At 71.6% G+C, this 21,274-nt stretch carries 23 protein-coding genes and 1 riboswitch; of the genes, 10 read left to right on the top strand and 13 right to left on the bottom strand.

Annotated features, from left to right (window positions below):
* Nucleotides 1-96 precede the first annotated feature (96 nt).
* A complete protein-coding gene (locus C8D89_RS15525; RefSeq protein ID WP_423717072.1) occupies nucleotides 97-1,920 on the bottom strand; it encodes an IS481 family transposase in 1,824 nt (607 codons plus the stop codon).
* A 379-nt stretch (nucleotides 1,921-2,299) separates the two neighbouring features.
* Here C8D89_RS15525 and istA point away from each other — a divergent pair, with 379 nt between their 5' ends.
* From istA to istB, 3 genes are all read left to right on the top strand, one after another.
* A complete protein-coding gene (gene istA, locus C8D89_RS15520) occupies nucleotides 2,300-3,772 on the top strand; it encodes an IS21 family transposase (RefSeq protein WP_116709008.1) in 1,473 nt (490 codons plus the stop codon).
* 112 nt (nucleotides 3,773-3,884) lie between these two features.
* Nucleotides 3,885-4,997, top strand: coding sequence for an IS630 family transposase (locus tag C8D89_RS15515; RefSeq protein ID WP_116709007.1), 1,113 nt, complete (start codon nucleotides 3,885-3,887; stop codon nucleotides 4,995-4,997).
* 91 nt (nucleotides 4,998-5,088) lie between these two features.
* Nucleotides 5,089-5,868, top strand: coding sequence for an IS21-like element helper ATPase IstB (gene istB / locus C8D89_RS15510; RefSeq protein ID WP_116709006.1), 780 nt, complete (start codon nucleotides 5,089-5,091; stop codon nucleotides 5,866-5,868).
* A 179-nt stretch (nucleotides 5,869-6,047) separates the two neighbouring features.
* Here the strand turns inward: istB and C8D89_RS15505 are convergent, their stop codons facing one another.
* A complete protein-coding gene (locus tag C8D89_RS15505) occupies nucleotides 6,048-6,521 on the bottom strand; it encodes a MerR family transcriptional regulator (RefSeq protein WP_243418130.1) in 474 nt (157 codons plus the stop codon).
* A gap of 61 nt (nucleotides 6,522-6,582) precedes the next feature.
* On the opposite strand from C8D89_RS15505, the gene C8D89_RS29260 reads away from it, so the two are divergent.
* The gene (locus C8D89_RS29260; protein WP_165825725.1) at nucleotides 6,583-6,735 is read left to right on the top strand and encodes a hypothetical protein; all 153 of its coding nucleotides are present in this window, start codon (nucleotides 6,583-6,585) and stop codon (nucleotides 6,733-6,735) included.
* 356 nt (nucleotides 6,736-7,091) lie between these two features.
* Here C8D89_RS29260 and C8D89_RS31140 read toward each other — a convergent pair whose 3' ends face one another.
* From C8D89_RS31140 to C8D89_RS15480, 5 genes are all read right to left on the bottom strand, one after another.
* Entirely contained in the window at nucleotides 7,092-7,238 is a 147-nt protein-coding gene (locus tag C8D89_RS31140) for a CBS domain-containing protein (RefSeq protein ID WP_423717069.1), read from the bottom strand.
* A 318-nt stretch (nucleotides 7,239-7,556) separates the two neighbouring features.
* Entirely contained in the window at nucleotides 7,557-7,754 is a 198-nt protein-coding gene (locus C8D89_RS31135; protein ID WP_423717068.1) for a rhodanese-like domain-containing protein, read from the bottom strand.
* Nucleotides 7,755-7,922: 168 nt separating this feature from the next.
* Nucleotides 7,923-8,261: a DF family (seleno)protein gene (locus C8D89_RS15490; protein ID WP_116709002.1), complete on the bottom strand. Its 339-nt coding sequence runs from the start codon at nucleotides 8,259-8,261 to the stop codon at nucleotides 7,923-7,925.
* Between the two features lie 96 nt (nucleotides 8,262-8,357).
* Complete coding sequence (gene merB, locus C8D89_RS15485) at nucleotides 8,358-8,942, bottom strand: organomercurial lyase (RefSeq protein ID WP_116709001.1); 585 nt, start codon at nucleotides 8,940-8,942, stop codon at nucleotides 8,358-8,360.
* Entirely contained in the window at nucleotides 8,939-9,352 is a 414-nt protein-coding gene (locus C8D89_RS15480) for a MerR family transcriptional regulator (RefSeq protein WP_116709125.1), read from the bottom strand. Before C8D89_RS15480 ends, merB begins: the two co-directional genes overlap by 4 nt.
* 565 nt (nucleotides 9,353-9,917) lie before the next feature.
* Here C8D89_RS15480 and C8D89_RS29255 point away from each other — a divergent pair.
* Nucleotides 9,918-10,058, top strand: coding sequence for a hypothetical protein (locus tag C8D89_RS29255; protein ID WP_165825723.1), 141 nt, complete (start codon nucleotides 9,918-9,920; stop codon nucleotides 10,056-10,058).
* Nucleotides 10,059-10,070: 12 nt separating this feature from the next.
* Here the strand turns inward: C8D89_RS29255 and C8D89_RS15470 are convergent, their stop codons facing one another.
* Nucleotides 10,071-10,736, bottom strand: a complete 666-nt coding sequence (locus C8D89_RS15470) for a hypothetical protein (RefSeq protein ID WP_116709124.1) — start codon at nucleotides 10,734-10,736, stop codon at nucleotides 10,071-10,073.
* Between the two features lie 161 nt (nucleotides 10,737-10,897).
* Here C8D89_RS15470 and C8D89_RS15465 point away from each other — a divergent pair, with 161 nt between their 5' ends.
* Complete coding sequence (locus tag C8D89_RS15465; protein ID WP_116708999.1) at nucleotides 10,898-11,260, top strand: cupin domain-containing protein; 363 nt, start codon at nucleotides 10,898-10,900, stop codon at nucleotides 11,258-11,260.
* A gap of 92 nt (nucleotides 11,261-11,352) precedes the next feature.
* Here C8D89_RS15465 and C8D89_RS29250 read toward each other — a convergent pair whose 3' ends face one another.
* Nucleotides 11,353-11,517: a hypothetical protein gene (locus C8D89_RS29250; protein ID WP_165825722.1), complete on the bottom strand. Its 165-nt coding sequence runs from the start codon at nucleotides 11,515-11,517 to the stop codon at nucleotides 11,353-11,355.
* Nucleotides 11,518-11,665: 148 nt separating this feature from the next.
* Nucleotides 11,666-11,732, top strand: a riboswitch (guanidine-III (ykkC-III) riboswitch).
* 16 nt (nucleotides 11,733-11,748) lie between these two features.
* Between C8D89_RS29250 and C8D89_RS15460 the strand changes: the two genes are divergently transcribed.
* On the top strand, nucleotides 11,749-12,063 hold the full coding sequence (locus C8D89_RS15460) for a DMT family transporter (RefSeq protein WP_116708998.1): 315 nt from the start codon (nucleotides 11,749-11,751) through the stop codon (nucleotides 12,061-12,063).
* A gap of 73 nt (nucleotides 12,064-12,136) precedes the next feature.
* On the opposite strand, the gene C8D89_RS15455 is transcribed toward C8D89_RS15460, so the two are convergent.
* Complete coding sequence (locus tag C8D89_RS15455; protein WP_243418129.1) at nucleotides 12,137-13,276, bottom strand: agmatinase family protein; 1,140 nt, start codon at nucleotides 13,274-13,276, stop codon at nucleotides 12,137-12,139.
* The gene (locus C8D89_RS15450; RefSeq protein ID WP_116708997.1) at nucleotides 13,273-14,817 is read right to left on the bottom strand and encodes an APC family permease; all 1,545 of its coding nucleotides are present in this window, start codon (nucleotides 14,815-14,817) and stop codon (nucleotides 13,273-13,275) included. Before C8D89_RS15450 ends, C8D89_RS15455 begins: the two co-directional genes overlap by 4 nt.
* A gap of 215 nt (nucleotides 14,818-15,032) precedes the next feature.
* On the opposite strand from C8D89_RS15450, the gene C8D89_RS15445 reads away from it, so the two are divergent.
* A complete protein-coding gene (locus tag C8D89_RS15445; RefSeq protein ID WP_165825721.1) occupies nucleotides 15,033-15,869 on the top strand; it encodes a GntR family transcriptional regulator in 837 nt (278 codons plus the stop codon).
* A gap of 13 nt (nucleotides 15,870-15,882) precedes the next feature.
* On the opposite strand, the gene C8D89_RS15440 is transcribed toward C8D89_RS15445, so the two are convergent.
* Nucleotides 15,883-17,523 (bottom strand): dihydroxyacetone kinase family protein, encoded by a 1,641-nt coding sequence (locus C8D89_RS15440; RefSeq protein WP_116708995.1) that lies wholly within the window; start codon nucleotides 17,521-17,523, stop codon nucleotides 15,883-15,885.
* Nucleotides 17,524-17,721: 198 nt separating this feature from the next.
* On the opposite strand from C8D89_RS15440, the gene C8D89_RS15435 reads away from it, so the two are divergent.
* Complete coding sequence (locus C8D89_RS15435; protein WP_207787241.1) at nucleotides 17,722-18,579, top strand: polysaccharide deacetylase family protein; 858 nt, start codon at nucleotides 17,722-17,724, stop codon at nucleotides 18,577-18,579.
* Nucleotides 18,580-18,588: 9 nt separating this feature from the next.
* Here C8D89_RS15435 and C8D89_RS15430 read toward each other — a convergent pair whose 3' ends face one another.
* The gene (locus C8D89_RS15430; protein WP_116708994.1) at nucleotides 18,589-19,080 is read right to left on the bottom strand and encodes a pyridoxamine 5'-phosphate oxidase family protein; all 492 of its coding nucleotides are present in this window, start codon (nucleotides 19,078-19,080) and stop codon (nucleotides 18,589-18,591) included.
* Nucleotides 19,081-19,379: 299 nt separating this feature from the next.
* Between C8D89_RS15430 and C8D89_RS15425 the strand changes: the two genes are divergently transcribed.
* Nucleotides 19,380-21,266, top strand: a complete 1,887-nt coding sequence (locus C8D89_RS15425) for an HNH endonuclease signature motif containing protein (protein WP_116708993.1) — start codon at nucleotides 19,380-19,382, stop codon at nucleotides 21,264-21,266.
* Nucleotides 21,267-21,274 lie beyond the last annotated feature (8 nt).

Here is a 21,274-nt window from a genome sequence, read left to right as displayed (position 1 = left end):
TCACTCTTGCCAAAGGGGGCACTGAGCACCTGTCGCGGCTGTCCAGTCCCAGGAGACGTTTGACAGTTCGGCCTCAGGACATCGTTGACACCGAGCCTAGGAAACATAGGTCTGCCCGGTCTTCCGTGGGCGGTGGGCCTTGATGCTGCGGACCGGCTGGGTGGTAGTCCGAGCAACGGTGCGGACGTCGCCGTCGAGCTCGACGCTGATGGTGGTCTCCGCGACGTGCAGGGTCACCACGCGGCCGGCGTAGCCGCGCCCGAGGGCGATCTTCTGCCCGGCGACCATGATCACGCCAGTGTTGGAGGCGCGGCGTTGGACGGTGATCGGCTCGACCGGCGGCCGGGGCGGTGGGCCGGCGGGACGGGCGCCGCGCAGTTTGCGGGCCTGCTCCCAGGACAAGGGGTTGGGGCGGGTGCGCAGCAGCTCGCGGGTCTCGGGGTCGAAGAACGACAACACCTGCTCGTCGACCCGGACGGTGACGCGGCGTCCGCCGAGTATCTCGGCGGCCAGCACGATGCTCGACCCGAGCGAGATGGTGCCCGCGCGGCTGACGGTGCGGTCGACCTCGAGCGCGGCCCCGGGCTCGGCCGGCGGGAGAGGCGGGGGTCCGGCGGCGCGCCCGCCGTCGGCGGCCAGGGCAGCGAGGTCGGTGCTCGACAGGTGCGAGCGCACGGTCTTGACCCTCGCCCCGGCGATGAGCAGGTGGATGACCTCGTCGTCGGCCCAGAACGTCACCGTCACCCCGGCGCGGACGGGCCCGAGCCAGAACTGCTTGCCGCAGACCCCGAGGTTCCCGCTCGCCGGCACCACCCGGTCGAACTCCACCGGGCCACCGGTCCAGGGCGTCACCGCCGGCTCGACCACGGGGTCGGGTTCCGGCTCGACCGGTGCCGACACCGACGAGGCGGTGTCGGACGGGACGAGCGTGTTGGTGCTGGTCAGCGCGGGCGGCAGCCGCAGCGGCAACAGCTCCTCGCCGGCCCGAGACTCGGAAAGCTGGGACGGCCCGAACAGCTCGGCCGGGCGGGCCATGTCGAGGGCCTGGTGCGGGCGGGAGCAGTTGTAGTCGCTGACCCAGGACTCGACCGCGGCCTGCGCGGCCAGCAGCGAGGCGAACGGGTTCGCCGTGTCGTGGTCGTCGAGTAGTTCGCGGCGCAGGCTCTGGTGGAACCGCTCCACCTTGCCCGTCGTGGTCGGGCTGGCGGGCTGGGTGAGTCGGTGGGTGATGGCGTTGTCGCGGCAGATGCGGTCGAACAGCACCTCCCCGCCCCGGCCGAAGCGGGCGGTGAACTGCTTGCCGTTGTCGGTGAGGACCTCCTCCGGGACGCCCCACCGCGCCAGCGCGTCGGCGAAGGCCAGGCACACCGCCCGGCCCGTGGCGCGGGCGACCACCGCGGCGATCACGCAGAACCGGGAGTGGTCGTCGACCCCGGTGACGACCTTGGCCTCGAAGGTGCCGCCGGCGCCGTCGTCGACCAGGACGCCGCCGACGATGTCGAGCTGCCAGAGCGCCATCGGCGCCTCCCGCTGCCAACGCCGGTAGTCCGAGCGCCGCCGGCGGCGGGGACGGGGATCGACCAGGCCGTGGCGCAGCAACACCCGGTGCACCGTGGTCCGTGACGGCACCGGGGACACGCCCCGTTGCTGCAGTTCGTGGGCCAGCCGGCGGGCGCCCCAGCGGGGGTGCTCGCGGCGCATCTCGCAGATCAACGCCTCCACCTCCACCGACGTCTGCGACGGGCTGGTCTCCGGCCGTCGGGGCTGGTCCACCAAGCCCGCGAGGCCGTCGTCGCGGTAGCGACGCAGCCAGTTCTGCACGCTCTGGCGCGAGACGCCGAACTGCGCGGCGACCACTCCCGCGGTCTCACCGGACTGCACGGCCAACACGGCGCGGTAGCGCTGCTCGACCACCGACATGTCCACCAGGGCCAATCCGGCCTCCCGCGCATCCCGCCGACGACGGGAGCACAACGAGGCCGATCACGGCCGGTGTCAAAGATGTCCTGAAAACGCGGTGTCAAGCATGTCCCGAGACAGGACAAGCACCTGTCGCGGCTGCCGGTGAGAACTTTCTGTACGTCTTCAAGCCGGCCCTGACGGGCCGGACCGGTGTCCGTGGCCATGAAAAAGTCCCCGCTGGTGGCCAAGTGGAGGTCCCCGCGGGTGGCCAAGTGAGGTCCCCGCTGGTGGCCAGGTAGGAGTCCCCGGTCCCTCGTCGTGTCGTCCCGACGGTCGGGCCCTGGGCGGTGACGGTGGCGGTGCCACCCAGCTCACCGCACCGCCCAGGGGTCTGCCATTGAAGTCTGCGAGGGAACGTATGGACATCATTTCGGCCTATCGCGAGGTCGGCAGTTATCGCGGCGCGGCCGCGATGTGCGCAACGACGCCGAAGACGGTGCGTCGGGTGATCGAGCGCCACGAGGCCGGCGGCGCCGGACCCGAGCGCAAGGCGCGGGAGCGCAACTACGAGCCGGTCGCCGAGCTCGTGGCCGCGAAGATCGCCAAGACCCAGGGCCGGATCTCGGCGAAGCGGCTGCTGCCTGAGATGCGCGCTGCCGGCTATGAGGGCTCGGCGCGCAACTTCCGGCGCCTGGTCGCCGAAGCGAAGGCCGACTGGCGCCGGACCCATCACCGCGGCCGGCGCCCAGCGGTGTGGACCCCGGGTGAGCACCTGGTCATCGACTGGGGCGTGCTGGCCGGGCTGCACGTGTTCTGCGCGGTGCTGGCCTGGTCACGAGTGCGGTTCGTGCGCTTCGCCGTCGACGAGCGTGCCGCGACCACGCTCTCGCTGCTCGCCGAGTGCTTCGAGACCCTCGGCGGGGTCCCCAAGGTCGTCCTCGCCGACCGGATGGCCTGCCTCAAGGCCGACGTGGTCGCCGACCGGGTCGTCCCGACCCCGGACTATGTCCGGTTCGCCTCGCACTACCGGTTCCGGCCCGACTTCTGCCACGGCGCGGACCCGCAGTCCAAAGGCATCGTGGAGAACCTCGTCGGCTACGCCAAGACCGACCTGATCATCGGCTGCGGCCTCAACCAGGGGGAACGGCCAGTGGACCTGGCCGCAGCGAACGCAGCCGCCGCGGCGTGGTGCACCGAGGTCAACGCCACGGAGCACTCCGAGATCGCCGCGGTCCCGGCGCAACGGCTGGCCGAGCACGAGGCGGCGCTGCTCGGCGGGCTGCCGGCGTTGCGCCCCCGCGTCGGCGGGCCGGCCGTCACTCGCAAGGTCGACCGTCTGTCCTGTGTCCGCTACGGCTCGGCGCGCTACTCGGTGCCGACCACCGCGATCGGCACCCAGGTCGAGGTCCGCGTCCACGGCGACCAGCTCACCATCCTGTCGGGCACCCACGGAGCGGTCACGGTGCTGGCCGAGCACCGTCTCGTCGGGCCGGGCGAGGCCTCGGTGCACGACACCCACTATGGCGGGCCGCGCCCGGCGACCCCGGCGCGGGCGATCCGCCCGAAGACCGCGAACGAGAAGGCGTTCTGCGCGTTGGGCCGGGTCGCCGAAGAGTTCCTGGCCGGCGCCGCCGCGGCCGGATCGACCCGCCTGGGCGCCGAGCTCGCCGAGTTGCTCGCGCTGCGCGACGCCCACGGTGAACAGGCGCTGCTCGAGGCGTTGGCCCGGGCGACCGCGTTCGGTCGCTGGCGCGCCGACGACGTCCGCTCCATCCTCGCCGCCGGCACCGCCGCCCCCCGTCCCCGACCCGCCGGGGACGCACTGATCGTCGAGCTGCCCGCGGTCCCGACCCGCTCGCTAGTGCGTTGACCATGAACGTTGACCGGTTTCGCGACACGCCGTCGTAGGTTCAACGCTTTGCGCTGGAGCAAGATCTCATTCCCGGTGTCGACCGCAGGACGGGACCGGGAGTGGGGGCGCGATGGCGGAACCAGTACGAGCACGACGACTCACCGATCAGGAGGGCCAGCGGCTGGCCCAGATCGTGCGCCGCGGGAAGGGCAGCTCGATCCGGGTCCGCCGGGCCACCATGATCATGGCCTCGGCGTCGGGGACGCCGGTGCCGGCGATCGCACGGCTCGTGGCCGCCGACGAAGACACCGTGCGCGATGTGGTCCACGCGTTCAACGAGCGGGGGCTGGCCGCGCTGGACCCTCAGTGGGCGGGAGGCCGTCCCCGCCTGATCACCGATGAGGACATCGCGTTCATCGTCGCGACGGCCACCGACCGCCCCGCGGTGCACGACCTGCCGTTCACGCACTGGAGCGTGCGCATGCTTGCCGCGCACCTGGCCCGCTGCCACCAGCACCGCATCGTGATCAGCCGCGAGCGGCTCCGGCAGGTCCTGCGTGAGCACGCGGTGTCGTTCCAGCGCACCCGGACCTGGAAAGAGTCCAACGACCCCGACAAAGACGCCAAGCTCGACCGCATCGAGCACGTCACCAGCCACTACCCGAACCGGTGCTTCGCCTTCGACCAGTTCGGGCCGCTGTCGATCCGCCCCGGCCACGGCACAACCTGGGCCCGCGAGTCTCACCCGGCACGGCTGCCGGCGACCTACCGACGCACCCACGGCATCCGCTACTTCCACGGCTGCTACAGCCTCGGCGACGACCAGCTATGGGGCGTGGCCCGCCGCCGCAAGGGCGGCGAGCACACCCTGGCCGCGCTGCGCTCGATTCGGGCCGCCCGCCCCGACGGCGCCCCGATCTACGTGATCATGGACAACCTGTCGGCGAACAAGACCCCGGCGGTCCGAGCCTGGGCCGGGAAGAACAAGGTCGAGCTCTGCTTCACCCCGACCTACGCGTCCTGGGCCAACCCCATCGAGGCCCAGTTCGGGCCGCTGCGCACCTTCACCATGGGTGCCTCGAACCACCCCAACCACACCGTGCTCGCCCGACGGCTGCAGGCCTACCTGCGCTGGCGCAACGCCAACGCCCGCCACCCCGACGTCCTGGCCGCCCAACGCCGCGAACGCGCCCGCATCCGCAGCGAACGCCAACACCGCTGGGGCCGACGCCGAGCCGCATGACCCGGTGAACGTTCGTGGTCAACGCACTAGCCGACTACGCCATCGACCGACCAGCTCCCGGCGCCACGGTCGAGGCCGCGGGGGACGCGTCATGACCGCCACCACGCCACCGGCGCTGGACGCCGACCTCGAAGCGGGCCTCAAGCGGCTCAAGCTCGCCGCGATGCGCCGCCTGGCCCCCGAACTGCTCGTCACCGCCCGCACCCAACGCTGGCGCCCCGAGGAACTGCTGCGCACGTTGATCGAGGCCGAGATCGCCGCCCGCGAGGCCTCCAACACCGCCCACCGGCGCAAGGCCGCCGGGTTCCCCGTCGCCAAGACCCTCGAGGAGTTCGACGTCGCCGCCTCCAGCATCCCGCGAGCCACCTTCGACTACCTCGCCTCGCTGGAATGGACCCGCGGCAGCGAGAACCTCGCCCTGGTCGGCCCCGCCGGCACCGGCAAGTCCCACCTGCTCGTCGCCCTCGGACACGCCGCGGTCGAGCACGGCCACCGGGTCCGCTACTTCACCGCCGCCGAACTCGTCGAATCCCTCTACCGCGGGCTGGCCGACAACTCCGTCGGCCGCCTGATCGACCACACCCTGCGCCACGACCTGATCATCATCGACGAGATCGGGTTCGCGCCGCTGGACGACACCGCCGCCCAGCTGCTGTTCCGCCTCGTCGCCGCCGCCTACGAACGGCGCAGCCTGGCGATCAGCTCCCACTGGCCCTTCGACCAATGGGGCCGCTTCCTGCCCGAACACACCACCGCGGTCAGCCTGCTCGACCGGCTCCTGCACCACGCCCACGTCGTGGTCACCGACGGCGAGTCCTACCGCATGCGCCAAGCCCGAGCGAAGGGAGCAACCCCCGTGACCAGCAGCTGAACAACCCCGGACCGGGGACTTTTTCCTGGCCACCAGCGGGGACCACGAACTGGCCGTTGACAACCGGGCGGCTCCGCAGCCGGCACGCCTCTACCTCCGGCCCGGCGGCCGGCGCGGGCACGCCCGGCCACCCGCGGACCAAGCGAAGGCGCCAGGTCTTCACCGCGTGCGCGAACTGCTCAGCCAACCTGCTCGACGACCGGACATATCGACGCGTCGGTACCGTCGTCAACGCCAACTCTCAACCGCTCGCGCGCCGCGCCGAGACTCCGACGAAGGCCCTCCAGCTCAAAGATGGCCTCGTCCACCTCAGCGATCCGCTGGTCGAGCCGCGGGGCAAGCCGGTCACACGGAGCCTGGCCCTCGCGGCTCACCGCCAGCAGTTCGGCGATGTCCTCCAGGTGCAGACCCATCGTCCGAGCGCGCCGGATGAAGGTCAACACCTGCACGTCACCAGCGTCGAACATCCGGTAGCCACTCGCTGTCCGGGCGGGCTCCTCCAGCAGCCCCTTGCTCTCGTAGACCCGGATGGCCTTCCGCGTCACCCCAGCCGCCTCGGCAGCTTCCCCGATCGACAGTCCGCTCTTGTGCATGACTACATCGTCCCAGCCGCCGACGACACGGGGTTCCTCGCGACGCGATTCGACCTTCACCCTGGGGTCGGGTCATAGCGTCGTCACCAGTTCCGGACCGGAATCCCGAGAGGAGATCGTGATGGCGTTTCGCGAGGGTCAGGTCTACCGCTGCCCCGAGCCGTCCTGTGGCTGCGAGGTCACCGTCACCAAGGGCGCACCCGCCGACTGCTCGGGCGACCAGAACCCCACCTGCTGCCGGGGCCATGTGATGGAACTGGTCACCGGCGCGTGACACCAGCTCCGACACGAGCGGGAGCGCTCGCCGCCCCCCGCACCCCCAGGCGACCTCCGGGGAGGGGGCAGGTCTCCCCGCCGGCCACCGCGAGGGCGTAGCACCCCAGGGCCAGGGGGCCAGGTCGTTCAGCGCGTCGGGTGCTCCACCTGGCCCCCTGGCCCTGCCGCGCTTCGGGAGGACCTGGCCGACGGGGAGACCACACACCGGCCGTCATGTCTGGACGACGTCGACCAACTCGGACACCGTGCCGAACATGACCGAGGAGGAGCAGGCCACGGCCCACGGGAGGTGAGGGACCCTCGATCTGGAGTGCCCGCCAAACGACACCACCGCATCTCAGGAGGTAGTGAGCCTTAGGCTAGATCTTGAGGTCGGACGACGCCGAGGAGGCGTCCGTCGGGGTCGGTGACGATGGCGTAATGCAAGCCCTTTTCGGTCAGACGGGCATGGACAGACTCCGCGAGCTCGTGTGGTCGCAGCGTTGAGGGGCCGGGCTCCATCACGGCGGCTGCGGTGGAAGTGTCGCTAGTGTCTTCCAGATGACTGGCTCGGAGCCGGCCAATTAGGACACCGGACTCGGTGATTAGCGCGATGGAGTGCGGAGACGCTGCGACCCGGGCGCGTACAGTGGCGATGGCCTCTTCGGGTGCGGCTGCGACCACATCGTCAAGAAGGAATCGGCCAATGGTCGGAGCGTTGGTCCCGGCACCTTCAACGGGAAGGTTCCGCGCCAGCCAGTCAACCTTGCCAGGCATGTAATCATAGACCTGTGTGAACCCGAGTGTCTGGAGCCGGCACGCGGCTCGTGGGCTCATGTCTCAAAGACCGTCCCAGCAATAAACGACAACAGGTTGATCACGGTCCAGGCCAGCGGTCGTGGCCTCATCGAGGTGCTTTAGTGGAATGTTGACCGCACCAGGCAGGTGCATCTCCGCGTACTCCTCCGCCGGGAGCACTTCGACAAGCTGCACGCCTTGGTCAAGCAACTGTCGTAGCTTCGGGTAGTGAATTGGCATCACCGCTGGCCGTCCCTTCTGCCTCGTGTCGCAGCCGTCTTGGTGGGCGGCGGTGACCAAGTAGCCAGCACACGTACAATCTCTGCGACACGGGCCCATAGCGCTAGTCCCCCATAGCCGCTCAACGCGGCCAAGACCAAGCCCTCGGCGGCGGCCACTCGTCGTGGCCTACGCCTCAACATCGCTAGTCTCCTCCGTTCCGTGTCGACGGAGCATCTCCAAGACCGAGCTGTCCGGTGGCGCACCGCTCAATCCGGACGGGCCGGCGTAGAGGCGGCAGCTCAGGCCATAGTCGCGGCTCTCGACGGCGCCGGGGTCGACGTCCCGACCATCAATTCGGACCGTCGGCGAACCGAGGAACTCCTCGCGCTGCGCTTGCGTCGGGTCCGAAATGAGGCGTACCTGTACCGGCTCGCTCACCCCAGCGTCGGCGACGAGCTGCCGCAGTCGAGGCAAGTATGTCGCGGCGTTCGCGCACTCCTCGGTGTGCAAGAGCTCGATTGTCATGCAATGTCTCCATTCGCGTCCACGGCCGGAGCAAGTAACAGGCCAAAAGAGAAGCGAGCGATCTCGAGCGCTGATCTTGGCCCAGCACCAGCGCCGTCAGGTTTGATCGGCCGTGAAGATGGGCCTCGGCGCCGTGCCGAGTCCGGCGAAAGGTGATTCTGGGCACAAGCACTCGGCGGCAACGCCGCACTCCGCGGACGAGGCCAGCAGCACGACCGTCTCCGCCGGAGCCCAACGCCAGCTGCCACCGGTGCACTCGACTCGGATCGGCTGCCCATCGAGCGGGTCAGCCGACTCGATGACCCCGTCTCGCCCTGCCAACATCGGGATACCGAGGGCGTCGATCGCGCACATCGCCTGCAGCACGGGACCGGCGTCGACGCGCACGGTTTGCCCGGTGATCCGGGCGGCGAACGGATAGGCCACGACCACTCGCCCCTCCGCGTCCAGGTGTACCAAGTCGACCTCGTCAAGCAGGTCCAACGCCTCGTCCACCTCGACCCCGCACGAGTCCGGTAGATCACGACGATGGGGAGCGTCGCCGCTGTTCAGGAACGCGCGAAGCACCATGCGGTGCACGTCCTGCGCCGCGGGCGGCAGAGCGCTCTGCTGGGCGGCGACGCCGCCCCCGTCCCTGTCGCACAGCAATTCGATTCTCAGCGGTCCGCTGGCGGCGGTCATCGGTGTACCTCCTTGTCGCTGTCGTCGCTGATGTCGGCCAAGATCGGGCAGTCCCGCCGCTCCCGGGGCTGATCGCAGGTCTCCACCAGTCGCGCGAGACCTGCGCGAATCGCCTCCAGGTCCGCGATTCGGCCTTGCAGGTCCGCCATCTTGGAGGTCGCCAGCCGGCGAGTGGCCTCGCAGCGGTCGGGACCGCCCTCAGCCAGCTCCAACAGTGACTTGACCTCATCGAGGGCGAAGCCGAGATCTTGGGCCCGCTTGATGAACCGCACCAGCCGAACGGCTTCCGATCCGTACGAGCGGTATCCCGACGAGGACCGTGCCGGGTCTGGCAGCAGCCCTCTTCTCTCGTAGTACCGCAACGTCTGCGGGTTGACCCGCGCTTGGGCGGCTACCTCGCTCGTCCGCATGCCCCGAGCATGAACCCTGTACTCGGGTACGGGGTCAAGTCGCACCCCGCACACCTTCGGGCGATGGTCGACACATGGTGTCGTCATGGAGTTGTCAAAGATCGTCCATCGCGCCGTGCGATGAGCGTGCGATTGGAAGCGGTCAACGAGGGTCACGACCGGCAGTGCCTGCCGGCTCTTCCCGAGGTCGTACGCCAACACCGTGAGCCCGGCGCGGCCTTCCCAAGGCGGGGCTCAGCGTCGGCGGTGATCGACTCTTGGGGCACGCTGGGGGCACGGGAGCCCTCAACGAGGCGCGAGACGCCCATAACCACGAGAAGGTCAACAGCCAGGTCAGGGCCAGGACGAGCCCTGGCGGCCCTGGTCGCTCCGACCGACGAACACGCTCCGGCTTACAGGCCGGCTCGTCCGCCCCGCACGAACGGCATCGGAGCGACGTCGGCCCCGGCGTAGCCTCGGTCGCGCGCCGTCGGAGGGAGTCGACGCCATGACCAGCGCCCGGGGACACGCCCGTCACGAGCACGACGACGAGGTGCCGCCGACCCCGCGCCCTCAGGTGCCTCGCGTGGCGGAGCGTGAGGTCCCCGAGCTGCCGGAGGAAGAGCTCCCGCCGGTCCCGGAGGACGAGACCGTCGAACCGCCGGAGCCGACGATCCCGCCGGTCGACGCCCGCCGGTCGCGGGAGACCGACGACGCCGGCGTCTGAGGTCGAGAGACCTCAGTCGGACTCGGCCGCGCGCGCGTGCAGGAAGTAGGCGCCGATCGCGCCGGCGAGGGTCGCGAAGACGGCGACGGAGTACACGGCGAGGACCACCTCGAGCACCCGGGCGACGCCGTCGTCGGCCGACAGCGGTTCCCCGGTCACGGTCGCCAGCGCCGCCTCGTGCAGGGCGTCGAGGTAGCGGGTGTAGGCGCCGAGGACGTAGAGCAACTGGCTGGCGGCGAGCACGACGATGCCGGTGACGACGCCCAGCCAGCCGATCCGCCCGGACAGCAGCCGGCCCGTGGACCGCGAGCCGCGGACCGCCGCCGACAGCACGCTGCCCACCCGCGAGGCCCGCAGCACGGAGAGCAGGGGGAAGAACCGCAGGAACGGCACCGCGAGGAAGACGAGCTGCCACCAGTTCCGCGCCCAGAACCGGCGTTGGTCCCTCGCGACGTAGGCACGCAGGGCGAACTCCGTCACGAAGACCAGCCACAGCAGCCAGCCCGCGACGGTGAGTGCCGTGACGAGACGCCGGTCCTCGGCGAGGGACTGGCCGAGCACGACGAGCAGGAACACCACGCCGATGGCCCCCATCGGCTTGTCGAGCCGGCGGGCCAACCGCTCCGCCTGGCCCGGGTCCCGCAGCGGGCGCGGCTCGCTCTGCTCGGCTCCTGCCATCCCCATCACCAGGCAGTACCCGCGGACCGGGCCGCGACCGACGTCGGGGCCGCTCCACGGGCCGGGGTGCGCGCGATTCGGCCTCGGCGTCGGATATCGCGACGCGCGCATGGGTGGCGGGGAGGATCGGGCCGACCGACCGCCACGCCGAGGAGGCAGACATGACCGCGAGCACTCGACGCATGCAGAAGGGCGACCTGGCCGCCGCCCCGGCCGACACCCACGGCGCCATCTCCAAGAAGACCGTCGAGCTGGACGGGGTCAGTGTCACCGAGGTGACCTTCGGGGTCGGCGCAGTGTGGTCGAAGGACCTCAAGCCCGACGTCGGCACGGAGTCGTGCGAGCTGCCCCACGTCGCGCTGGTCCTCTCGGGCACGCTGCACGTCGTCATGGACGACGGGTCGGAGGAGGACTTCGGTCCCCACTCGGTGATGCTCCTGCCGCCCGGCCACGACGCCTGGAGCGTGGGCGACGAGCCCTGCACCTTCGTCGAGTTCTCCCGCGGGAACGACATCTACGGCTGAGCCGGGTTCCCGCCCCCGTGCGTCCATCGCGCGATCCCGCGCTCATGGTGGGGCCAGTGCGGCGATGAACGCCGGGAAGAACGCCGCGTCCGTCACCCGTCGAGGTCGGCGTTGTCAGCGACGTCGCGGTCGACGTCGCGCCCTTCCTGGTCGGCGCCCTCCGCGTCCGCGTCGGTGAACGGGGAGGCGGCCTCGGGCGCCGGCTCGTCCCGCCGGGACGAGCCTTCCTCGCGCTTCTCGCTGGTCGGTCCGGTCATGGTCCCGGGCTGCCCGTCTCGACGGTCCGGCAACCGGCGCCGACGGGGTCAGTGGCCGCCACGAGGCACCCGCCCTCCACGAGCGGTCAGTGACCGGACCCACCAACCCGTCGGGTTGCCGTGGACCTGGGGGCTGGGCAGCCTCGGGTCGATCCCTGGTTTCGGGGGTCCTGGACGAGCGGCGCCGTACCCAGACCGCGACAAGACGGCGACTTCGTTGGAGGTCGAGCGATGTCGTGGGTCGTGCTGGTGCTGTCCGGTGTCCTCGAGGCGGTGTGGGCTACCGCGCTCGGCAAGGCGGAGGGCTTCACCAGGCTCGTGCCGTCGATCGTCTTCGGTCTCGGGCTCCTCCTGAGCATGTGCGGGCTCGCCTTCGCCATGCGGGAGCTACCGACCGGTACGGCCTACGCGGTGTGGGTAGGGATCGGTGCCGTGTTGACCGCCGCCTACGCGATGGTGAGCGGCGACGAGGCCGTCTCGCCAGTGAGGGTCGCCCTGCTGCTCGGCGTCGTCGGCTGCGTGGTCGGGTTGAAGGTCCTGCAGTGAGACCCGTCGTGCCCCGATGACGACCGACCCCGCGGCGGCGGCCGGCGCAGCCCGTCGCCCCCGGAGGCCGTGATCAGGACTCGTGGGTCGCGCGCCGACCCAGCCTGCCCTCGGCCACGAGGACACCGAGCACATCCATGATCGCGCGACATCCGAGCTGGGCGGTCGAGTCGCTGGTGTCGTACGGCGGGGAGATCTCGATGACCTCCATCCCACAGATGCCCTCCTTGGCGATCGTGCGCAAGGCGTGCAGCGCCTCCCGGGGGAGCAGCCCGCCGGGTTCGGGCGAGCCGGTGCCCGGGGCGATCCCGCCGTCGACCGAGTCGATGTCGAAGGAGAGGAAGACTGCGGCGGCGTCCTTCCAGGCCACCTCGAGCGCGATCTCCGTGGCCTTGTCGATGCCCAGCTTCTCGACGTCGCCGATCGTCATGACGGTGGTGTCGCGTTCGTAGGCGACGGAGAGGCCGGGCCGGGAGCCGTACCAGCCACCGATCCCGATCTGGACGAGGTTCTCGGGCGGGACGTTCGGGATGTTCGTGGCGTGGAACCAGTGGGTCGTGTGCATCCGCTCGTCCATGTCACGTTCTTGGATGTCGATGTGCCGGTCGAAGTGGATGATCCCGACGTTGCCGTCGACGTGCTTCGCGATCGCTCTGACATCGGGGTAGCCGATGGAGTGGTCCCCGCCGATGATCACGGGAAAGACGCCCTGGGACACGACGTGGGAGACGGCCCGGTCGATCTGGTCGAAGGTCTTCTCGATGTTCGACGGGATGACGAAGACGTCCCCGGCGTCGCAGAGCGCGAGCTCCTCCTCCAGATCGACGGCGAGGTCGAGGCTGTACGAGTCGTAGACGGCGGAGATACGCCGCACCGCCTGCGGCCCGAAACGGCACCCCGAGCGATATGTGGTGCCCATGTCGAAGGGGACCCCGATGATCGCGGCGTCGTAGCGGCCGATCTCGCGCACGTCCTCGCAGTACGGGGCCTTGAGGAACGTGTTGATCCCGGCGAAGGCGGGCTGGGCGCCGCGGGAGAACGTGCTGATCCGGCGGTCCTGGACCGACGGTGCGGCCTCGAGCCCGAACTCCAGCCCCTGCTGGACGGCGCGGTGCTGGGCGGTCTCCGGGATCTGCGCGAGCCTCCGCAGCCCCTGCATGCCCTGCAGGGTCGATCGGTCGAAGCCGTGCGTCTGGTCAGGGGCGTCCGTCATTCCTGAGTCCCTCCCACGTTCGTGGCCGTCGATGCGCTCTGTTGCTCCGCCGACGCGGGAGGCGGTGCCTCCCCCATCGACACGCTCTCCTCGACGAACCTGCGGTCGGGGCGGGTGGCGAAGAAGTACACCAACCCGACCGTGCCGAAGCACCCCAACCCGAGCAGGAACGCGTAGGTCTGCCACCACGGCAGGCCGAGATCCCGTGGCCACGCGATGTTCACGAGCTCGAAGACCAGCCACGCCACCGCGACGACGTTCACGATCACGCCGATCTTCCCGAGCCCGCGCCGCCCGTCCGGGTCGCGCCACCGACCGCGCAGGCGGAGGTAGAGCAGGGCGGCCACCGGGGCGAGGAAACCGACGTAGTAGGCGCCGGTGGCGAAGGCAACGAGCACGGACAGGGCGTTGGCGTAGACGAAGGCGAGCGCCGAGAGGATGGCGACCAGGGCGACGGCGTACACCGGCGCCTGGTTGCGGGTCGACACACGCCGCCAGACCCGGGACAGGGGCAGCATGCCGTCCCTCGCGAACGAGTAGACCACCCGGACCCCCGTGGCCTGCACGGCGATCCCGCAGGCGATGAACGCGACGACGACGACGACCAGGAAAGGCTTGGCCGCCCACTCGCCGAGGCCGGCCACCACCGCCTCGGAGACGGGGTCGGCAGACTGTCCGCTGACCACGGCGCCGATGTCGGGGTGCGCGAGCACCAGCGCGACGGCCGCGAGGATGTCGACCGCGCCGACGGTGATCAGTGAGACGACGATCGCGCGCGGCACCTGGCGCCGCGGCTCGCGGGTCTCCTCGGCCACGCTGCCGCAGGCGTCGAAACCGAGGATCACCCAGCCGCCGATGGCCAGTGCGGCGATGAACGCAGGGAAGAACGCGACACCGTCGGGCGTCGCCGAGGTGTCGGTCAACGTGCTCACCGGCTGCACGCGGAACAGCGAGATGAGGACCACCGCGATACCGATGCTCGCGATCAGTTCGCAGGCGATGCCGATGTTGACCACCCACCGCAGCAGGTGCAGGCCCGCCGCATTCACCGCGGTGAAGATCGCCATGACGATCAGTCCGAGCAGCACGCTCTCGGCGGTGGACGGTTCCTCCCATCCGAGCAGCTGCCCGAGGAAGAAGCCGCCCCCGTAGGCGACGGTCGACAGGGTGAGCACCAGGGCCCACATGTAGATCCACCCGGCCCACCACCCGTACGCGGGTCCGATCAGTCGGCGGGACCACTGGTAGATGCCCCCCGCCAGCGGCCACCGACGGGCCAGGTGCGCGTAGACGAGCGCGACGAGGAGCTGGCCGAGCACGACGATCGGCAGCACCCACACCCAGGCCGGTCCCGCCGTCTGGGCGCCGAGGGCGACCACCGTGTAGAGGCCCACGATCGGCGAGATGAAGGCGAAACCGAGGGCCCAGTTGGTCCAGAAGCGCAGGACGCGGGGCAGCTCCTGACGATAGCCGAACTCGCTGAGCAGGCGATCGTCCTCGGAACCAGGTCGTGCCGTCGTTGACGCGGAGTCGTCGCCCATGGGCCCGTCCTGTCCGTTCGCTAGAACAAGTGGGCCTGTCAGTAGAGGGACCTCGGACGATGATGTCAAGGCCCTCCCAAGGCGCTGAGCAGCGCATATGCGGGTGGTGGGCCGCCGCGGGAGGCGCCTGACGTGGCTCTTGTCACGTCGGTAGTTGTATGGTTGTCCTATCAGATCAGATCCGCAGTGAGTGGGAAATCGCGAGGTGGAGCGGGATGTTCCCCACGGGCGCCTGCGCGCTTGACCGGACGAGTTTCGTGCCGCTGTACTACCAGCTGCAGGAGCTGCTCAAGCAGCAGATCGAATCCGGGACGTGGCGGCCCGGCGACATGCTGCCGTCCGAGCCCCAGCTCGCCCGTCACCTCGGTGTCAGCCGCGTCGTCGTCCGCCAGGCACTCGCGATCCTCGAGGACGACCACCAGATCCACCGCGTCCGGGGTCGCGGAACCTTCGTCGCCCCGCCCAAGCGCGCCTTCCGCGCCGGGGGCCTCTCGCGGCAGCTCGGGTCATCGGACGCCGGTGATCGGGTCCTCATCCTCGACGTGGGCGCCCCGACAGTGGAGCGCAGCATCCGGGAGCGTCTCGACGTCGCCGAGGGCGAGGACGTCCTGCGGGTCACCTCGTTGCTCACCCTCGACCAGACCGCGCTGGCGATCGCTTACTCCTTCTTCCGCCGGGTGGACGCGCGGTGGCTGGAGGAGCGCCTGCACGTCGGCCGGCACCTGCCCGAGGACCTGTCGCTCTCCGACCACGGCGTGGCCCTCGGTCGCTCCCACGTGTCGATCGAGACGAGTCAGTGCGGTCAGTTCGAGGCGGACCGCTTCGGTGTGCCCCACCGGACCCCGGTGTTCCTGGTCCTGTGCACCGAGTACCGCACCACCGCGTCCGGGGACCGGCCCTTCGAGGTGGCCAGGGTCGAGTACCGAGGCGACGTCGTGCAGCTCCGCCTCGACACCGGGGCCGACCGGTCCGCGGGCCTGGAGGCCGTCGTCGGGCCGGTCGAGCCGGACCGACGCCCCTCGGTCTCGCCGCGCGGCCCGGCCGGACCGTGACCGGCGGGGGAGATCAGGCCCCGGCCAGCGCGCGCAGGACCACCGCGACCGCCTCGGCGCCGGCGTCCGGGTGCCCGTGGGCGCGCTCGCCCAGGTAGCTCGAGCGGCCGCGGCGCGCGGTCATGCTCGCGGTCGCCTCGGCGCCGTCGGCGGCGGCCGAGGCCGCGGAAGACATCGACCCGGACGACGCGAGCTCGTCGGCGGCGGGGTAGAGGGCGTCGAGCAGGGTGCGGTCACCGCGGCGCGCACCGCCGAGGTCGGCGATCCCGTCGGCCGCCGCGCGCAGCGTCTCGTCGGAGCTGCCGGCGGCGTCGAGGTGCTCGGCCGCGTGCAGGAGCGCCGTGGCGAGCAGCGGGCCCGAGGTGCCACCGATGGCGCGCCGCACGGACGCGGCGACCGCGCGCAGCGTCGCGACGGGGTCGTCGAGGTCGGTCGTGTCGAGGTCCTCGAGTACTCCGGTCGCCCCGCGGGTCAACGAGGTGCCCAGGTCGCCGTCGCCGGTCGCGGCGTCGAGCTCGGTGAGGTGCTCCTCGGCGTCCTGCACCGCGCGGCAGACCGCCTCGACGGCCGCACGCAGACGCCCCGTGCCGTCCCCGGAGCGGACCTGCGAGTCCTCGGCCACCGCGATGGTCGGCACGGGCTCCGACGCCGGGCCCGACAAGCGCCCCGATCCCGACGGCCAGCCCGCCGACCGGGCCGGCGCGTCGATCAGCTCGAGGCGCTCGTCGTCGACGGGCAGCAACGCCACCGAGACGCCGGCCATGTCGATCGACGAGAGGAAGGTGCCCGACCAGCAGCGCTCGACCCGCACGCCCCGACCGCCGAGGTTCTCCACGACCCGGCGCAGCACGATCGAGAGCTCCATCGGCGGCGTGGCTCCCGTGCCGTTGACGAGGACGACGACCCGGTCACCGTCGCCGATGCCGCGATCGGCGCACACCGTCTCGACCAGCTCGTCCACCAGCTCGTCGGCGGGACGCAGCGACTCCCGTCGCACGCCCGGCTCCCCGTGGATGCCGAGCCCGATCTCGATCTCCTGCTCGCCGAGGGAGAAGCCGGCTTCGCCGCCCGGCACCGTTGCCGGGGACAGCGCGAGGCCCATCGTGCCCACCGCCCGCGCCGCGTCCTCCGCCGCCACGGTGACCTTGTCCAACGACCACCCGGCGGCCGCCGCGGCCCCCGCCACCTTCGTCACCAGGACCGTGCCCACGAGCCCACGGCGTCCCGCGGTGACGTGGTCGTCGGCGTCGAGGGCGACGTCGTCGGCGACCGTGACCATCGCGCACTCGCGGCCCTCCGCGCGGGCGAGCTGGGCCGCGAGCCCGAAGTTCAGCCGGTCGCCGGTGTAGTTCATGACCACGAGCAGCGTCGGGGCGTCGACGGCGCGGATGCCGGCGAGGACGGCGTCGACGCCCGGTGAGGCGAAGACCTCGCCGCACACGGCGCCGTCCAGGTGCCCGGGGCCGAGGTAGCCGCTGAACGCGGGCTCGTGGCCGGACCCCCCGCCGGAGAGCACCGCCACCCGCCCCTCGTCCCGGGCGGTGCGCACGAGCACCTGGTGGCCGTCGACGAGCGCGGCGCCCTCGGTGGCTCGGGCGACGCCGGTGAGGGACTCGGCGACGACGCGGGCGGGGTCGTTGATCAGCTTCTTCACCCGCGGGGTCTTCCCAGGCCGGCCTCACGGCATACGAACGGCCCCTGCGCGGATCGTCCGGGGCCCGGTCGCGGGCCGGACACGACATTCACTCGATCAGACCTGCAGGGTTCACTCGCGGCTCACTCCACCGGCGCTCTATGGTGTCCGACGCTGTGACTCCTGTGATGCCTGTGACTGATGGGACGGCAGAGACGAATGCTCACTCCTCGGCAGCGCATCATCCTGCGCCAGATCGTGAGTCCGCCCTACATCTATCGCTGGGCCGGACTCCTCACGACGGTCGGCCTGATCGTCGGGGTCGCAGTGGTGGTGCTCGCCGACACGCGGACGTCCGCCGTGCTGGCCACGAGCGCCGGACCGGCCGTCGCGTCCCCGTCCGGCATCCGGGCGCGCACCGCTGAGGACGCCCCCGCACGCGGCATGCCGGGCGTCGCGCGCCCGGCCATCACGTCCACACGTCTGACCGTCACCTCGACGACGACAGAGCGCCCGACGGTCGCGCTGACGTTCGACGACGGGCCGAACAACGTGTACACCCCGCAGGTGCTCGACCTGCTCGCCCAGTACCGGGCGCCCGCAACCTTCTGCATGGTCGGCAACCAGGCGGCCGCGCACACCGAGATGGTGCACCGGGTGGCGGCCGAGGGGCACCGGCTCTGCGACCACACGATGACCCACGACGCGACGGTCGGCTACCACGAGACCGACCTCATGGGCCGGCAGCTCGACTTCAGCCGCACCTCATTGGCCACGGTGTTCGACCCGCCCGCGCCGATCGACTATTTCCGTGCGCCCGAGGGCGCATGGACCCCCATCCTCGACGAGATGTCGGCGCGCACCGGCATGCGCCCCCTCGGCTGGTCGGTCGACACCCTCGACTGGACCCAGCCCGGCGTCGACGCGATCGTCAACAGCGTCAAGCAGTCGGTGCACCCCGGCGCGATCATCCTGTTCCACGACGGCGGCGGGCCGCGCGAGCAGACCGTCGAGGCCGTGCGGCAACTGCTGCCGTGGCTGCAGGAGCAGGGGTACGCGTTCACGTTCCCGAACTGACTCTCGGGCTCAGTGCTTCCGGAGCACCGTCTCCTCCCCGCCCTCGCGCCACGTGGTCACGTCCATGTGGTCGTCCCCGACGGCCACCGACGCGGCCCCGACGACGTCGGCACGGTAGAACGGATCGAACGGCTGGCCGCGCAGGTCGAGCCCGATCTCGGAGTACACGGCCTCGGCGAAGCGCTGGTGCAGGGCCTCGTCGCGCACGTCCTCGACCCGGCCCCAGATCTTCGCGTCGCCCTGGGTGACCTGGGCGTCGACCGTCGCCGTGTGCAGCGTGAAGCGGGGATCGCGCTGCAGGTCGGCGAACTTCGCCGTGCCGGGCATGCCCACCAGCCACAGGTCGCCCTCGAGGAAGCGGGGCTCCATCGGGCTGATGCGCGGCCAGCCGTCGGGACGCAGCGTCCCGAGCATGCACAGGTTGCCCGCGGCGGCGTGGCGACGGGCGAAGACCTCGGCGATGCGGGGCGCGGCGGTGGCGAAGTCGGTCCAGAGAGCCATGACCGTAAGGTAGGGCCACCCCCCGACACTGGTGGCCGAGTCAGTGCTCGGGCTTGTGCGGGGCGAGCGTGGCGGGCTGGGGAAGTCCGACCTCGGCCTCAGTCGGAGATCCCCTCGGGTGGCCCGGGCGCAACGATGTCCTGGCCGTCGACGTGCAGGTACGGCCCGCGATCTGTGCCGTCGTGGCCTCGGTCGGAGGGCGTCGCCGTCCTCGCCCTCGGCAGCGATCCCGGCCTCACCCGACCGCCGAGGGCGGCCGGTGGGCCGTCGTTGTCGGGGGGTGGCGATAGTCTGCGGTCGTGATCGAACAGGTGTTCGCATCGTTGCCCGAGGGGATTGCCACGACGCCCCCCGGCGCGGCGCTGGGTGCCCTGTTGGAGCAGGTCGACCCGAGGGCGGTGTCCCCGCACGACGCGGTGACCCTGGCCCGGGCCTGGCGCCGCCAGCTCTCCCACCACGAGGCCCGGTTCGCCCTGGCCGCCCGCGAGGCCGCGCTGGCCGACCCCGACCGCCCCGGCGGGCGCCGGGAGGGCTACGGCGAGTTCAGCGCCGACGAGCTACGCGCCGCGCTGGTCGAGTCCCGCACCCGGGTGAGCAAGCTGCTCGGGCAGGCCGACACCGCGATCGCGGCCATCCCGCCGCTGTGGGCGGCCTGGGACGCCGGGCGCATCGACACCGACCGGGTCCGGTTGTGCATCACCTGGACCTCCTCGCTGTCGGCCGAGCACGCCGCCCGGGTGGTGCGCCGGGTACTGCCCGATGCCCCGCGGCTGACCCTGTCGGGGCTGGTCGAGCGCCTCCAGCAGCTGGCCACCGCCATCGACCCCGGCTGGGCGGCCCGGCTCTACGACAACACCCGTCGCCAACGCCGGGTCCGGTCCCGGCGCACCGAGGCCGGCACGGTCAACCTCTCCGGGCTCGACCTGCCCCTCGACGCCGCCGCCCGCTCGATCGCCCATGTCGAGACCCTCGCCCTGCGGGCCAAGGCCGCCGGCCACCCCGGGCTGATCGACACCATCCGCGCCGATGTCTACCTCGCCCTGCTGCGCCCCCGCACCGCCGGGCTCGACGACGAGGCCCTCGTCGCCGCCGTCGTCGCCGCCGCCGATCCCAGCGACCACCGCGGCCGCCCCGCCCCCCAACACATCCACCGACCCCACCCCGACGCACCCACCGACGGCCCACCGGACCAGTCCGACCAGCCGGCCGAGCGCGACCCACGCGCCGAGCCCGCCGAGCCCGCCGAACCCGCCGAGCCCGCCGAGCCCGCCGAACCCGCCGGGACGGCTGCCTCCCGGGGTCGAGGTGGGGGCACCCGGCGCTCGCGCATCGAGTTGCGGGTCGGGCTGGCCACGCTGCTCGGGCTCGACGAGAAGCCGGCGATGATGCCCGGCCACGGCGTCGTGCACGCACCCCTGGCCCGCCACTTCGTCCGCCAGCTGTGCACCGCCCAATGGCGGGTCGCGGTCACCGACCCCCACGGCCTGCCGATCGCCGCGCTCCTGCCGCGGCGCCGGCCCCGCGGCTACGCCACCACCCCCGCCGACGACGCACCGATCACCCCCCGCCCGGTCCTCGAGATGCACATCGACGCCGCGGCACTGGCCCGGCTGCGCCCCGACGACCACCCGGGCTGGAGCGAGGTCCTCGACGAGCTGCACCACCAGCTCCGCGCATGGTCCCCACCCGACCCCCGCACCCCCGAACAGACCGCGCGCCGCGTCCCGTCCCCGGCCCTGGCCCGCTGGATCCAGATACGCGACCGCAGCTGCGTGTTCCCCCCGTGCCGGGCCTCGGCCCTCGTGGCCGACCTCGACCACACCCTCGCCGTGGCCGCCGGCGGCCAGACCCTCGAGGTCAACCTCGGCCCGGTCTGTCCCCACGACCACCACCTCAAACACGCCCCCGGCTGGCACCTCGAACAGACCGCCCCCGGCGACTTCACCTGGACCAGCCCCACCGGCCACACCTACCGCCAACCCCCACAACCGGTACGCCCCGACCTCCCCGACCCCGCCCCCGGCCAGTGCCGCTCGAACACCACCCCCGATCAGCCCGCCACCGACGACGCACCGATCTGGATCAACGACCCCTACCCCGACACCGGAGGACCCCCCGCGCCACCACCCACCCCCCACCCCCGACCGCCCCACCGCCACGGCCTGCCCGACGACCCACCCTTCTGAGACGACGG

This window comes from Actinomycetospora cinnamomea, assembly GCF_003096675.1.
GTDB classification, from domain to species: Bacteria; Actinomycetota; Actinomycetes; order Mycobacteriales; family Pseudonocardiaceae; genus Actinomycetospora; species Actinomycetospora cinnamomea.
Note: the sequence above shows the minus strand (reverse complement) of the source record. Positions and strands in the feature narration are given on the sequence as shown.

Excerpts from the sequence above, each read along its gene's own strand:
- C8D89_RS15525 (WP_423717072.1), bottom strand. The coding sequence starts at position 1,920 with ATGTCGGTGGTCGAGCAGCGCTACCGCGCCGTGTTGGCCGTGCAGTCC.
- C8D89_RS15515 (WP_116709007.1), top strand. The coding sequence starts at position 3,885 with ATGGCGGAACCAGTACGAGCACGACGACTCACCGATCAGGAGGGCCAG.
- istB (WP_116709006.1), top strand. The coding sequence starts at position 5,089 with ATGACCGCCACCACGCCACCGGCGCTGGACGCCGACCTCGAAGCGGGC.
- C8D89_RS29260 (WP_165825725.1), top strand. The coding sequence starts at position 6,583 with ATGGCGTTTCGCGAGGGTCAGGTCTACCGCTGCCCCGAGCCGTCCTGT.
- C8D89_RS31140 (WP_423717069.1), bottom strand. The coding sequence starts at position 7,238 with ATGGAGCCCGGCCCCTCAACGCTGCGACCACACGAGCTCGCGGAGTCT.
- C8D89_RS31135 (WP_423717068.1), bottom strand. The coding sequence starts at position 7,754 with ATGCCAATTCACTACCCGAAGCTACGACAGTTGCTTGACCAAGGCGTG.
- C8D89_RS15490 (WP_116709002.1), bottom strand. The coding sequence starts at position 8,261 with ATGACAATCGAGCTCTTGCACACCGAGGAGTGCGCGAACGCCGCGACA.
- merB (WP_116709001.1), bottom strand. The coding sequence starts at position 8,942 with ATGACCGCCGCCAGCGGACCGCTGAGAATCGAATTGCTGTGCGACAGG.
- C8D89_RS15480 (WP_116709125.1), bottom strand. The coding sequence starts at position 9,352 with ATGCGGACGAGCGAGGTAGCCGCCCAAGCGCGGGTCAACCCGCAGACG.
- C8D89_RS15470 (WP_116709124.1), bottom strand. The coding sequence starts at position 10,736 with ATGGCAGGAGCCGAGCAGAGCGAGCCGCGCCCGCTGCGGGACCCGGGC.
- C8D89_RS15465 (WP_116708999.1), top strand. The coding sequence starts at position 10,898 with ATGACCGCGAGCACTCGACGCATGCAGAAGGGCGACCTGGCCGCCGCC.
- C8D89_RS29250 (WP_165825722.1), bottom strand. The coding sequence starts at position 11,517 with ATGACCGGACCGACCAGCGAGAAGCGCGAGGAAGGCTCGTCCCGGCGG.
- C8D89_RS15460 (WP_116708998.1), top strand. The coding sequence starts at position 11,749 with ATGTCGTGGGTCGTGCTGGTGCTGTCCGGTGTCCTCGAGGCGGTGTGG.
- C8D89_RS15455 (WP_243418129.1), bottom strand. The coding sequence starts at position 13,276 with ATGACGGACGCCCCTGACCAGACGCACGGCTTCGACCGATCGACCCTG.
- C8D89_RS15450 (WP_116708997.1), bottom strand. The coding sequence starts at position 14,817 with ATGGGCGACGACTCCGCGTCAACGACGGCACGACCTGGTTCCGAGGAC.
- C8D89_RS15445 (WP_165825721.1), top strand. The coding sequence starts at position 15,033 with ATGTTCCCCACGGGCGCCTGCGCGCTTGACCGGACGAGTTTCGTGCCG.
- C8D89_RS15435 (WP_207787241.1), top strand. The coding sequence starts at position 17,722 with ATGCTCACTCCTCGGCAGCGCATCATCCTGCGCCAGATCGTGAGTCCG.
- C8D89_RS15430 (WP_116708994.1), bottom strand. The coding sequence starts at position 19,080 with ATGGCTCTCTGGACCGACTTCGCCACCGCCGCGCCCCGCATCGCCGAG.